This is a genomic window from Hymenobacter monticola, assembly GCF_022811645.1.
Lineage (GTDB): Bacteria > Bacteroidota > Bacteroidia > Cytophagales > Hymenobacteraceae > Hymenobacter > Hymenobacter monticola.
Map to the genome: position 1 here is coordinate 2,372,991 of NZ_CP094534.1, position 12,037 is coordinate 2,385,027.

Consider the following 12,037-nt stretch of genomic DNA (forward strand, 5'->3'; position numbering starts at 1 on the left):
ATTGAGCGCAAACTTACGCATTGACCCGCAAGGGTGCACTGTTTTTGTGCAAGTTCTACAGTCGGGCCACCCGGCGGCTGGCCAGCACGCGCCCCGCGGCATCAAGCCACTGCACCGTGTAAAGCCCCGGTGCCAAAGCCGCTACTGAAACGGAAGTCTCGATTCCGGCCGTCGGCTGGCGGCGCACTTGGCAGCCCAACGCGTCGAGCAGGCGCACGTTGACGGCGGTTGGGGCGGGCTGGCGCAGGGTAAGGATTTCGACGGCGGGATTGGGGAAAGCGCCGTAGCTGGCGGCTTCGGAAGAAGCTGCCGTGGCCATGGGGCGGCAGAACACGGCCATGATTTTCGTCCAGAGCTCGTTGTCGAACGACGACGCGGCCAGGGTGCGCTGGCCCGCCGACTGGCCCTGGCGCACCACCACGAGCCCCAGGCTGGGCACCACGTAAATCTTTTGGTCGTTTTTGCCAAGGGCGGCAATCATGTCGGCGGGTGCGGCCGGTGTGAAAGACCCCGAGAAAGTCAGCTGCGAGCCGGGCAGCTTGTAGCTGGCCTGGCCGTTGACCCACCAGAGGTAGCCGTAGCTGCGGTTCATCGTCTGGCTGGGGGTGGTCATGGCCTGGAAGTAGGCGCCATCAGTCATAATCTGAGTGCCGTTCCAGGCGCCGCGGGCTAGGATGAAGAGGCCGAACCGGGCCATGCTGCGGGCTTTGCTGTAATACACATCGTTGACCCACACGCCCGTCATGCCAATGCGGTTGCCGAGGCGCTGGTTGGTGTATTGCGTCATGCTACTGGCGCCGCTGGCTTGCGTGAGCACGTCTTGCAGGGTGCGGTAGGCGCCGGTGTGGTAGGCCCAGCGCGTGGCGGACGGGGCGAGGTAGCGCAGGCAGCTAGGCGTGGTGCTTTCGTTGTCGCAGGGCGCGGGCGGGGTGTCGTCGAGCCCGGTGGTCATCGTGAGTTGGTGCCGGATGGTAATCTGGCGTTGCTGGGGACGGGTGGCGCTGGTCCAGCGGCCCAGGTAGCGGGAGGTGCTGTCGTTGAGGCTCAGAATGCCGTCCTGCTGCGCCAGGCCCACCAGTGTGGCCGTGAGCGACTTGCCCGCCGAGGCCCAGTACCAGACTGAATCGGCGGTGTAAGTGCCGTAGTATTGCTCCACCACCATGCGCCCATCTTTTAGAATGAGCAGCGACTTGCTGCCCTTGCGCCCGGCAAAAGCCAGCAGCGAATCGAGCTGCGGCTGGCACCAGCCCAGGCTGGCGGGCGTGGTGCTGGCCCAGGTACTGCCGGTGAGGGAAGGAAAGTAGAGCGTCTGGGTTTGGGCCTGAGCCGGATTATCACTCAAAAGCAAGCCCAGGAGGCAGCAGCAAGCGAGTAGCAGTTTTTTCATCGGCGCAAAGGTCTTTACAATCGAATATCTACCTAGACTTGCTGACCAGCTACCGGTTTAATGGATTGACTAATCCAGCTAGCAACTGTTTTGCCATAGACATGAATCATCCCATCCTGCGCGTGGCCCGGCCCACCGATAACCTGCCTGCGCTGCTGCGCTTCTATTGCGACGGCCTGGGTCTCCAACAATTGGCTTCCTTCTCGGCCCACAACGGTTTCGATGGCGTGATGCTGGGCCACCCGCAGGCGCCCTACCATCTGGAGTTCACGCATCAGCCCGGCCACAGCGTAGGCCGCGCTCCCACAGCCGACAACCTGCTCATTTTCTACTTGCCCGACGCAGCGGAATGGCAAGCTGTGGTGCAACGTATGGCAGCTGCTGGGTTTGCGCCGGTTCCTTCTTACAACCTATACTGGGACCAGCAAGGCCGCACCTTCGAAGACCCCGATGGCTACCGCGTGGTGTTGCAGCAGGCGGCGTGGGCATTATAGCCCACAAAATCACCGGCTAGAATTGCGGATATAAATCCGATTGCTACTTTTGTGTAAGTGCTTACATAAAACAGCTATGGATTTCTTACAGCAGCTTGGGCCCGTAGCCCTGGGTAGCCGGTTGCGGCGGCTGAGCGAATATTTTACCAGCGAGGCGGCCACGATTTACACCGATTACAATTTAGAATTTCAGCCGCGCTGGTACCCGGTGTTTTATCTGGTGGCGCACCGGCCCGGCATTTCCAGCAATGAGATTGCCAGTCAGATTGGCCATACCCACGCCTCGGTCAGCCAGATTGTGAAGGAACTGGTGCGTCATAGCTTGCTGACCATGCGCACCGATGCGCACGACCAGCGCCGGCGGCTCATGACCCTCACCCCGCTGGGCCAGGAAATGCTGCCCCGGCTACGCGCCCAAACCGACGACGTGCGCCGCAGCATGCAAGCCTTGCTGGCCGAAGCCGATGTAGACCTATGGCAGGCCCTCGACCGCCTGGAGGCGCAGCTGCAGCAGCAAAGCCTGCGCACCTGGGTGGCGCAGGCCCGGCAGCAGCGCGAAGCCTCGCCCGTGACACTCCGCGACTTCCGGACCGGCGACCAGCCCGTTTTCCGGCAGCTAAATGAGGAATGGATTTCGCGCTACTTTAAGCTGGAACCGGCCGACTTAAAGGCGCTCGACCATCCTGAAGAATACATCCTAGAGCCGGGCGGCGGCATCCTGCTGGCCGAGCTGCATGGCCAGGTGGTGGGCACCTGCGCCCTAATTAAGATGGACGACGGCCGCAGCTACGAGCTGGCCAAAATGGCTGTGTCGCCGGCCGCGCAGGGGCAGCAGATTGGCTTTCTGCTGGGCCAGGCGGCCATCCAGCGGGTGCGCGACTTTGGCGGTACCCGCGTGTACTTGGAAAGCAACGCCATATTGAAACCAGCGCTGGCGCTCTACCGCAAGCTAGGCTTTCAGGATTTGGCCGAGCCGAATCCGTCGCCCTACGCCCGTGCCGACGTGCAGATGGAATTGCTGCTGCGCTAACTTGGCGGCCAATGGCTACTTCGGAACCCGTCGTTTCGCGCCTCGCGCCCACGCCCAGCGGCTACCTGCACCTCGGCAATGCCGTGAACTTTGTGCTCACCTGGCTGCTCACGCGCCAAGCCGGCGGCACGCTGCACCTGCGCATCGATGACTTGGACCGCGCCCGGCTGCGCCCAGCATATCTGGATAACATCTTCCGCGTCATCGACTGGCTGGGTATCAACTATGACCACGGCCCCAGCGGCCCCGACGACTTCCTGCGCCACCATTCGCAGCTGCTGCACCTGCCCGAGTACAACCGCGTGCTGCGTCGCTTGGCCCAGCAGCCGGGCTTGGTGTATGCCAGTCAACGTACCCGCACCGGTGGCCCCGAAGCCTTTGTTGCGCTCGAAATACCGGGCGCCGCGTGGCGAGCACACGTGCCGGCGCATACCGAAATCCGGTTCAAAGACGCTTGGCAGGGCGAAGCCAATGTTCCGCTGGGTGCGCTGATGCCAGATTTTGTCGTTCGCAAAAAGGATGGTGTAGCCGCTTACCAGGTAGCGTCGGTGGTGGATGACTTGCGCCTCGGCACCACGCTCATTGTGCGCGGGCTCGATTTGCAGCCCAGCACGGCCGCGCAATTGTGGCTAGCCGGCCAGCTTTCCGAAATGGCTGCTTTTAATGCTTTGCGCGTTCAGTTCGGCCATCACTCGCTGCTGACGAACGAGGCCGGGCAAAAGCTGTCGAAATCGGCGCAGCTGCCGGTGAATGCCGGCATCCTTGCGCAGCGCGAGGGCCAGCGGGCCGTGTTTGGGTCGGTAGCAGAGCTGCTGAAGCTGCCGGCCGCAGCGGGGGAGTCGTTGGAAACGTTGCTTCAGGCGTTCAGCCGCACGCCCGGCCTCTCTCGCCGGGAGTAGGACCGAGCGTTCGGTTTCGCGCGATTGATTTACCGCACCTCCTTTTTGAATTCTTCGGCCCAATGGTCGGCCAGGCGGGTGGGTTCGGGCAGCTTGTAGCCGCGCAGGCAGGCCAGCGTGAGGCGCGTGGCGGTGGCCTGGTCGCAGCGGTGGCCGGGGCTCACGAACAGCGGCAGCACCTTGTCTTTGCTGCGAATGACTTCGCCAATGACCTCGCCGGATTTAGTGTCGAGCAGTTCCGTGATGCTGCCGCGCGTTATGCCGGGCTCCTCAAACGCACCGGTCAGCTTCTGCTTGGCCACGCCGAAGGTGGGCATATCGAGCAGCACGCCCAGGTGGGCGGCAATGCCCATGCGGCGCGGGTGCGCAATGCCGTGGCCGTCCACCATCATTACATCGGGCTTGTTTTGGAGCTTGGCGAAGGTGTGGATGACGTTGGGCGCCTCGCGGAAGGAGAGGAAGCCGGGCACGTAGGGCATGTCGACGGGGCCGTAGTTGTACACTTTTTCGACCAACTCCAGCGAGGGAAATTTCAGCACCACAAACACCGACAGGATGGTGTCGGGCGTGGGAAATGAGGAGTCGCAGCCCGCAATGAGGCGCGGCTCCTGCGCCAGCGGCTCGTGGCGCACGCGCTGGCGCATTTCGTGTTGCTGCTCGGTCAGGCTTTTAACGAGGACGGGGTCGGGTGGGGGGCCGGGGGGGCGGTAGTAGGCCATTCGGGGAGTGTTGAGGATTGAGTTTTAAATGTTCAGTTCGGGAGGACTGCTTTTCAAAGTCGAAAAGCCCATCTGTAGCATCTTCCGGCGGTGCGGGGCGTATGAGGGCCATACGTTTCTTCGTTGGCTATGTCTGAACCCACTGCTGAGCAACCCGCTGCCACCGGCTCCGGCCCGCTGCTGGAGCGTCGCTATTTTATCGATGTTGCCCGCCCCCGCCTCACGCCCGCCCAGCTCATGGCCGAGGTGCAGGCCGACGTGCCCCGCTTTTCGCCTGGGGTGCTGGCCGATTTTAAGAAAAAAGATGGCGACGACGACCTGAAGGCTGGCGACGAGTTCAGCATCAAAATCCTGGGTCCCTGGAACGGCTGCGTGCGCGTCACTGACGTAAGCGCCACGGCGTTCGAATTCATTACCCTCGAAGGCCACCCCGAAGCCGGCCGTATCCGCTTCGAAACCCACTACCTCGACGAACGGCCCGACGTGCTGCGGTTTGAAATCCGCTCCTCGGCCCGCTCGCGCGACGGGCTGGTGGCCTTTGCCTACGATACCATTGGCGGCGGCAAGCTGCTGCAGGAAGCCACCTGGACGGAGTTCTGCCAGCGGGTGGCAGAAGCCAGCGGCGGCCAGGCCCTCGGCAACGTAGTGGTTGAAACCTTCCGGCACGACGAGGCCGGCCACACCGAGCATACCCGCCATGCCTGACCAAATTGCTGCCGTTCCCGCTTCGGCCAAGCCCGCCGCCTGGGAGCAGTACCGCGCCCAAATCGAGTCATACAGCGAGGCCAAAGTCAACTACGATTTTGCCCGCCAAAGCGAGTACACCAGCGAAACCGGCTGGCGCCTCGACGATTACGCCACCGACCTGCCCGCCGAAGCCCCCGGCCCGCCCGAAGCGGCCGGCTCCTTCGCTGCCGCGCAGGAGGTGCTAAAGCGTTACGCCTTCCCGCCGCCCGACCTCATCACCGGTTATTTCGACCCCGAAACCCCGCTCGAAAAGCGCATTATGGTGCTGCGGGCTCGCTTCCTTTTTTTTAATTTCTACTTCGGCGTGCGCGTGAGTGACGTGACCGACGAGGCAGCCCGCGACACGCCCGACGGCCCCGAGCGGGTGTGGGGCTACGGCTACCGCACCCTCGAAGGCCACTTCGAGCGTGGCCAGATTGACTTTACCATTCACAAAAACCTGACCACCGGGGCGGTGCAGTTCCGCATCCACGCCGTGTCGCAGCCCGGGCAGATTCGCAACCCGTTCTATTGGCTCGGCTTCAAGCTGTTCGGGCGCATGCTGCAGCGCAAGTTCGCCCGCGAGTCGCAGCGCCGGATGCGGGAATTGGTGGGCGCGCAGCTAGCCGGCCAGCCGCTGCCGCAAACCTTGAACGCGTCGGCGGGTTCTAGCGACACTTGAATACTCGGCATGCCGAGTACAACCAAGGCAGCTCGCGTACCGAAGTGAACCCAGTCGATGGAGTTACTACCGCAAGCGAGATGCCTCGGCTGCGCTCGGCATGACGTTCTCACTTCTCAAGTCAGTTCTTAACACTTAACCCTTCCCCAAATGCTTCCAACGAAAGCTTACGCCGCACCGGCCGTCAATGTCCCTCTAGAACCGTTCAACTTTGAGCGCCGCGACGTGGGCCCGCACGACGTACTGATTGATATTCAATTCTGTGGCGTGTGCCACTCCGACCTGCACCAAATCCGCGACGAGTGGGGCGGCTCCGTATTCCCGATGGTACCCGGCCACGAAATTGTGGGCCGCGTGACCAAGGTGGGCGACCACGTGAAGAACTTCAAAGTGGGCGACCTGGCCGGCGTGGGCTGCATGGTTGACTCCTGCCGCACCTGCCCCAGCTGCCAGGAAGGCCTGGAGCAGTACTGCGAAACCACCGGCATGGTGGGCACCTACGGCGGCATCGAGCCCCAAACCGGCCGCCCCACCTACGGCGGCTACTCCTCGCAGATTGTGGTGGATGAAAAGTACACCCTCAAGGTGTCCGACAAGCTCGACCTGGCCCGCGTGGCGCCGCTGCTCTGCGCCGGCATCACCACCTACTCGCCCTTGCGGCAGTGGAAGGTGGGCCCCGGCCACCGCGTGGCCGTGATGGGCCTCGGCGGCCTGGGCCACATGGCCGTGAAGCTGGCCGCCGCCATGGGCGCCGAAGTGACGGTGCTCAGCACCTCGCCCAACAAAGAAGCCGACGCCAAAGAGCTGGGCGCCCACAAGTTTGTGGTGACCAAGGACGCCGCCCAGCTGAAAGAAGTGCGCAACTACTTCGACTTCATCATCAACACTGTATCGGCCCCACTCGACCTGGCCGCCTACCTGAACCTGCTGCGCCGCGACGGCACCATGATTCTGCTGGGCGTGCCGCCCGAAGCGCCGCAGGTGCATGCCTTCCAGCTCATCGGTAAGCGCCGCCGCATTGCCGGCTCGCTCATCGGCGGCATTGCCGAGACGCAGGAAATGCTGGACTTCTGCGCCGAGCACAACATCATGTCCGACATCGAACTGATTGACATCAAGGACATCAACGAGTCCTACGAGCGCATGCTGAAAGGCGACGTGAAGTACCGCTTCGTGATTGATTTGGCCACGCTTGACAACTAGCGTTAGGCTCAGTCGAACATAAAAAAAGCCGGCCTCCCGTAAGGGAAGCCGGCTTTTTACTTTTCAATAAATTTATAACAACAGTTGGCTACTCAATTACAAGGCGCTGCCAGCTTTGGCCAGCCGTGGTGGTGGCGCCCAGCAGGTACACGCCGGGGGCCAGGCCGGTCAGCGGCACGGTGCTGCTGGCCTGGGAGAGCGGCCAGCGGCGCACCAACCGGCCTTGCAAGTCGTTCAGCAGCAGCGGGCCGGTGGGCGGGGCCGGCAGGCGCAGGCTGAGCCGCTCGTGGGCCGGGTTGGGGAACACCTCGGCCAGCGGCACGGCCGTGGCGGCGCGCGTGGCCAGCGCGGTGTTCACGAGGCGGGCGAGGCCGAAGCGCGGCTGCCCGGCCACGCTGGTGAAGTTGCCGCCGAGTACCACGGCGTTGGTGCCGGGCTGCAGGTAAACAATGGCCGCGGCGGGCGAAAACGACTCGTTGCCGATGGTGACGGGCTGAAAGCCCGCGTCGAGGCTGCCGGTGGTGGTGAGGCGCACCAGCCGCTCGGTTTGGGAGGTGGCGCCGGGCGCTACCACCAGCAGCTTGCCGTCCGGCTGCTCCACAAAGCTGTGGGCGGCGTTGGCGGCCGTGAAGCTGGCATCGGGGGCGCCGCTGGGCAGCAGGCGCAGCAGGCCGTTGGGCGCGGCCTGGCCGTTGAAGGTGGTGAAGTCGCCGTTTACCAGGATTTTGCCGCCGGTCAGGGGCCCAATGCTAAACAGCGAAGCCGGGCCGCCGCCGCTGCCAATGGAGAAGCTGTTGTCGATGGTGCCGTCGAGGTTCAAGCGCGTCACGTAGCTGCGGGTGGCGTCGTTCCACACGGCCAGCGTCTGGCCGTTGGCCAGGCCCACGGCGTAGCGGTAGCCGGCCGTGTTGCCCGTGCCCACGCTGGGCACTTGCCACGCAGCACCAGCGGGCGGCGCAAACTGGGTGTTAACGGTGCCGTTGGCGTTGAGGCGGGTCAGCACCGTGCGGCTCTGGCCGTTAACTTTGGTGGCATTGCTGCTCACCAGCAAGCCGCCGGCGGGGTGCAGGGCAATGGTGGCGCCCAAAGGGTTGTACGGATAGGGCCGGCTCCACTTCAGCTCAGCCGCCGTGAAGGCCGCGTCGAAAGTGCCATTAGCCAGCACGCGGCGCACCAGGGCGGTGCTGTCGCTGTTCTGGTAAACGGTGTAGAAAGTGCCATCAGGCTGCGGAAAGGCGCTGTATGGATACTCTGAGCCGCCGGTGCGGGTGTAGGCGGGCGGCAGCGCTATCTGCGTGTTGTAGGTACCATCGGCATTGATGCGGTGGAAGGGCGAATCAGTGGAGGTGCTTACCACCTGGCCATTGAAAGAGAGCGAAGTATAAGTATCGATAACTAGCTGGCCATTGTTTTGCGGCGTCAGCCCCGCATAAACGATGTTTTCCAACAGCAGCGAATAGCTGGTATCGGTAGCCCCGTTGGCCAGCAGGCGCGCCGCGCCGTTGGCATTCTGGCCGCCCAGCACGTTGAAAAACCCAATGGCTAGGTATTGGCCGCTGTTCAGCTCGCTTACGTTCATGATGGTGGCGCCGCTGTTGCCGGAGCTGGCTGGCGCCGCAAACGTGGCATCCACCAGCCCTATCGTGGTCAGGCGGGCCAGGCCGTAGCGGGGCTCGGTGCCCAAGGTGCTGAAAGAGCCCGATACCAGAATGGTGCCGTCGGCGCGCTGCCCCAGGCTGAACACCACGCCGCCCGAGCCCACCGTGGCAAAAACGGGGTCCAGCGCGCCGCTGGGCAGCAGGCGGGTCAGCACGTCGCCGCGGCTGGTGATGGTGGTGCCCCCCACCAGGATTTTGCCGTCAGCCTGCCGCACCATGTCGAACACGAACCCGGTGCTGGTGAGCGGCGAAGTGAAGGTGACATCGCGGGCGCCGGTCGGCGTGAGGCGCACAATGTTGAAACTGGTTTGCCCGTTCACGGCATCGAACTGCCCGGCCACCAGGATGTTGCCGTCGGGCTGCACAATGATGCGGCGGGCCTGGCCGTAGCCACCCGTGGGGCTGGTGAACCCGGTGCCAATGGAGAAGCTGGCGTCGCGCTGGCCGCTGGGCAGCAGCCGCACCATTCCGTTGGTGGGCTGCCCGTCGAAGGTGGACAGCAGCTCGCCGCCCACCAGAATATTGCCATCGGCCTGCACGGCCATGCTGCGCACCGGCCCACGCCACCCGGCCCCACTCGAACCAAACGAAGCATCGCGGCTGCCGTCGACGTTGAGGCGGATGATGTTTTGGGCCGCCACGCCGTTGTAGCCGGAGAGGTAGCCCTCGCCGGCCACCAGGATTTTACCGTCGGGCTGCTGGGCCAGGGCCGTTACGGTAGCGTTGGGGCCACTGCCCGCCTGCGCCCGAAACGCGAGGTCGGGGCTGCCATCGGCGTTGAGCCGGGCCAGGCAGGGCGACGGCTGGCCGTTCATCAGCTGAAAAAAGCCGGCAATGAGCACCTTGCCATCGGCCTGCTTGAGGCTGGTGAGCACGCCCCCGCCCGGCGCCGTGAGCCGGCTGGGGGCAAAGCCGGGGTCGAGCTGTTGGGCAACGGCCGAAAGCCAGCCGCTGCCGCTCAGCAGCAGGGCTAGTAGACAGGAGTAGAAAAGACGCATAAGATTAAAATGATAACTAAGCAGGAAAGACACACTTCCCTGCAAAGTTATAGATTAATCAGGCGTCAGGCCCTACGCGCTAGTTTTTTGTGAAGAGGTACGGGTCTTGCTCCAGTCCGTCGTTCACGCGGATTTCCAGCGTTTTCACTTGTCCGCCTTCCGCCGTGAACGGCGCCGGAAAAATCCCATAGGCCGCATTGGAAAAAGTACTGCGGAAGGTGTCGCCGTCCATATAGTCCAGCGTGGTGGTGAGGGCGGGATGGTGAGAGAAACGCACAAGCAGCTGCTTGCCCTTGGCCTCCACCGTGATGGGGCCGTAAACCGGGTGCGTGTAGGTGCCGGCGTAGTTTTTCAGGCTGCGGGCCGGCTTGCTTTTCTTGGCCACGCGGGCAGCTAGGTCCGCCACGTTCTTGGCGGTTTCGGCGTTGCCGGCCTTCGAAAAACCGTAGAGCTGGCGGCTGCGGTCCACGTAGGGCACGGCCAGGTAGGCCTCGAGCAGCTGGTAGCGCAGGGCCTCGAAAAAGCTTTGGTTGTCCTGGTTGGTGAGCACGGCAATGCCCAGGCCCTCCTCGGGCACGAAGCACACGTTGGTCACGAAGCCGTTGGCGCCGCCCGTGTGCCAGTAAATCTGGCGGCCGTTGTAATCGGCTGAGAACACGCCCAAGCCATAGGTGCGGAAGTGCATTGGGAAAATGGGCGACTTGCTAGTGCCTACGAGCGTGTTGCCCTCGCGGGTGCGGCGCAGCGTGGCCCAGGGCATGATGCGCTGGCCGTTGTACTTGCCGCTGTCGAGCTGGAAGCGCAGCCAATGGCCCAGGTCGTTCACGTTGGAAACCAGGCTGGCGGCCGGCCCGAAGTTGTCGACCTCATCGAACGGCACCCGCGTGAGCGGGCCAAAGGCCGTGGTGTAGGGCAGAGCGATGTTAGCCCGCTGGCTGGCGCCGGCCGTGCTGGGCGAGGTGCTCGTCATGCCCAGCGGGGTGAGGATGCGCTGCTGCACAAAATCCTGCCAGGTGGTGCCGCCCGTAGCCGCCGGAATAACTTCGCCCGCCGCCAGGAAACCGTAGTTGCTGTAGCCGTACTGCTGCCGGAACAGGCCCGTGGGCTTCAGGTAGCGCACTTTTTGTAAAATCTCCGCCCGGCTCAGGTTGGAATCCCAGAAGGTGAAGTCGCCCTGGAAGGTCTTGGTACCGAAATGGTGGCTGAGCAGGTCGCGCACCGTGAGCAGGCGCGTGCTGGTGGAGTCGTAGAGCCGGAAATCGGGCAGGTACTTCCGCGCCGGGTCGTCCAGCTTCAGCTTCTTCTCCTCCACCAGTTGCGAAATGGCGGTGCCGGTGAATAGCTTGGAATTGGAGGCAATGAGAAACAGCGTGTTGGCGTCTACCGGCTCGGGCTTGCCCACGGCGCGCACGCCGAAGCCCTGCGAAGCCACCACCTGCCCGTCTTTCACCACCACCACGGCCAGGCCGGGGATGTTCCAGAGCTTGAGGCCGCGCTGCACGTAGCGGGCCAGGCTGTCGCGCACGAAGGCGTTGCCGGTAGCGGCCGGGGTGGTTTGGGCGTGAGATGAAAACGAAAAAGCAGCGGCCGAAGCCAGGGCAGCCAAAAAATGTGGGAAGCGCATGGGCGAATAAGAAACAGCTTTGCAATACTGCCAAAGCTACGGCCAGGCCCGCACACCGCCTGGCCATGCTGCGCCCCAGGCTAGGGCCGAATGCGCCGGAAGCGCCCGGCCCGGTACGCATAGTTGCCCGGCGTGATAGGCGTAAATCCCCGCACGGCCTCGTCCTCAAACCCGCCTTCCTGCTGCACTTGGCCAACGATGACGCGCCCGCGGCGCACGGTAATTTCTCGGTGCGCGTAGGCGTAGTTGCCACCTTCCATCTCGTCACTTTCAATGACGGAATGAGGCGGAATTTCTTCGTCGCGGCCGTCCAGGCTGTGCCAAATGACGTGCGGTGGCCCGTCAAAGGAAATGAGCAAGGTGTGTTCTTCTTTTTCTCGGATGCCCGATGCGTAATTGCCGCCTTCCATTTGCACCAGCAGCTCTTCGGGCGGGCGCTGGTCCAGCTCCACGGCGCGGGCCGTGAGGTAGGGCAGCGACTTTAGTTCGCCAAACCACGCATTCAGGTCCAGCTCAACCCAGCGCATGGGGAGGCCGCGGGGCCGGTAAAACAAGAGCAGGCCCTCGAAATCTTCGGTTCGCAGCACTCGGCAGCGCGCGTCCCACTGCCCCCTGCC

Annotated in this window: 11 protein-coding genes; 6 read left to right on the forward strand and 5 right to left on the reverse strand. The window is 63.5% G+C overall.

Annotated elements, in window-relative coordinates; all coding sequences use genetic code 11:
• Positions 1 to 55: 55 nt before the first annotated feature.
• Positions 56 to 1,387 (reverse strand): serine hydrolase domain-containing protein, encoded by a 1,332-nt coding sequence (locus tag MTP16_RS09900; protein WP_243519076.1) that lies wholly within the window; start codon positions 1,385 to 1,387, stop codon positions 56 to 58.
• Between the two features lie 101 nt (positions 1,388 to 1,488).
• Between MTP16_RS09900 and MTP16_RS09905 the strand changes: the two genes are divergently transcribed.
• The 3 genes from MTP16_RS09905 to MTP16_RS09915 all read left to right on the forward strand — a co-directional run bounded on the left by MTP16_RS09905 (position 1,489) and on the right by MTP16_RS09915 (position 3,810).
• Entirely contained in the window at positions 1,489 to 1,881 is a 393-nt protein-coding gene (locus tag MTP16_RS09905) for a VOC family protein (protein ID WP_243519079.1), read from the forward strand.
• A 76-nt stretch (positions 1,882 to 1,957) separates the two neighbouring features.
• Positions 1,958 to 2,911 carry a bifunctional helix-turn-helix transcriptional regulator/GNAT family N-acetyltransferase gene (locus MTP16_RS09910; RefSeq protein ID WP_243519082.1) on the forward strand — a complete coding sequence of 318 codons (954 nt, stop codon included), beginning with the start codon at positions 1,958 to 1,960 and terminating at the stop codon, positions 2,909 to 2,911.
• Between the two features lie 11 nt (positions 2,912 to 2,922).
• Complete coding sequence (locus MTP16_RS09915; RefSeq protein WP_243519096.1) at positions 2,923 to 3,810, forward strand: glutamate--tRNA ligase family protein; 888 nt, start codon at positions 2,923 to 2,925, stop codon at positions 3,808 to 3,810.
• Positions 3,811 to 3,839: 29 nt separating this feature from the next.
• On the opposite strand, the gene nfi is transcribed toward MTP16_RS09915, so the two are convergent.
• Positions 3,840 to 4,529: a deoxyribonuclease V gene (gene nfi / locus MTP16_RS09920; protein WP_243519099.1), complete on the reverse strand. Its 690-nt coding sequence runs from the start codon at positions 4,527 to 4,529 to the stop codon at positions 3,840 to 3,842.
• 129 nt (positions 4,530 to 4,658) lie between these two features.
• On the opposite strand from nfi, the gene MTP16_RS09925 reads away from it, so the two are divergent.
• The 3 genes from MTP16_RS09925 to MTP16_RS09935 all read left to right on the forward strand — a co-directional run bounded on the left by MTP16_RS09925 (position 4,659) and on the right by MTP16_RS09935 (position 7,140).
• Positions 4,659 to 5,234, forward strand: a complete 576-nt coding sequence (locus MTP16_RS09925) for a DUF1990 family protein (protein ID WP_243519102.1) — start codon at positions 4,659 to 4,661, stop codon at positions 5,232 to 5,234.
• Entirely contained in the window at positions 5,227 to 5,937 is a 711-nt protein-coding gene (locus tag MTP16_RS09930) for a DUF1990 domain-containing protein (RefSeq protein WP_243519105.1), read from the forward strand. Before MTP16_RS09925 ends, MTP16_RS09930 begins: the two co-directional genes overlap by 8 nt.
• 150 nt (positions 5,938 to 6,087) lie before the next feature.
• Positions 6,088 to 7,140 carry an NAD(P)-dependent alcohol dehydrogenase gene (locus MTP16_RS09935; protein ID WP_243519108.1) on the forward strand — a complete coding sequence of 351 codons (1,053 nt, stop codon included), beginning with the start codon at positions 6,088 to 6,090 and terminating at the stop codon, positions 7,138 to 7,140.
• A gap of 88 nt (positions 7,141 to 7,228) precedes the next feature.
• Here MTP16_RS09935 and MTP16_RS09940 read toward each other — a convergent pair whose 3' ends face one another.
• The 3 genes from MTP16_RS09940 to MTP16_RS09950 all read right to left on the reverse strand — a co-directional run bounded on the left by MTP16_RS09940 (position 7,229) and on the right by MTP16_RS09950 (position 12,007).
• A complete protein-coding gene (locus MTP16_RS09940; protein ID WP_243519122.1) occupies positions 7,229 to 9,796 on the reverse strand; it encodes a T9SS type A sorting domain-containing protein in 2,568 nt (855 codons plus the stop codon).
• A 79-nt stretch (positions 9,797 to 9,875) separates the two neighbouring features.
• Complete coding sequence (locus tag MTP16_RS09945; RefSeq protein ID WP_243519124.1) at positions 9,876 to 11,420, reverse strand: serine hydrolase; 1,545 nt, start codon at positions 11,418 to 11,420, stop codon at positions 9,876 to 9,878.
• 80 nt (positions 11,421 to 11,500) lie between these two features.
• Positions 11,501 to 12,007: a hypothetical protein gene (locus MTP16_RS09950; RefSeq protein WP_243519126.1), complete on the reverse strand. Its 507-nt coding sequence runs from the start codon at positions 12,005 to 12,007 to the stop codon at positions 11,501 to 11,503.
• Positions 12,008 to 12,037: the final 30 nt, after the last annotated feature.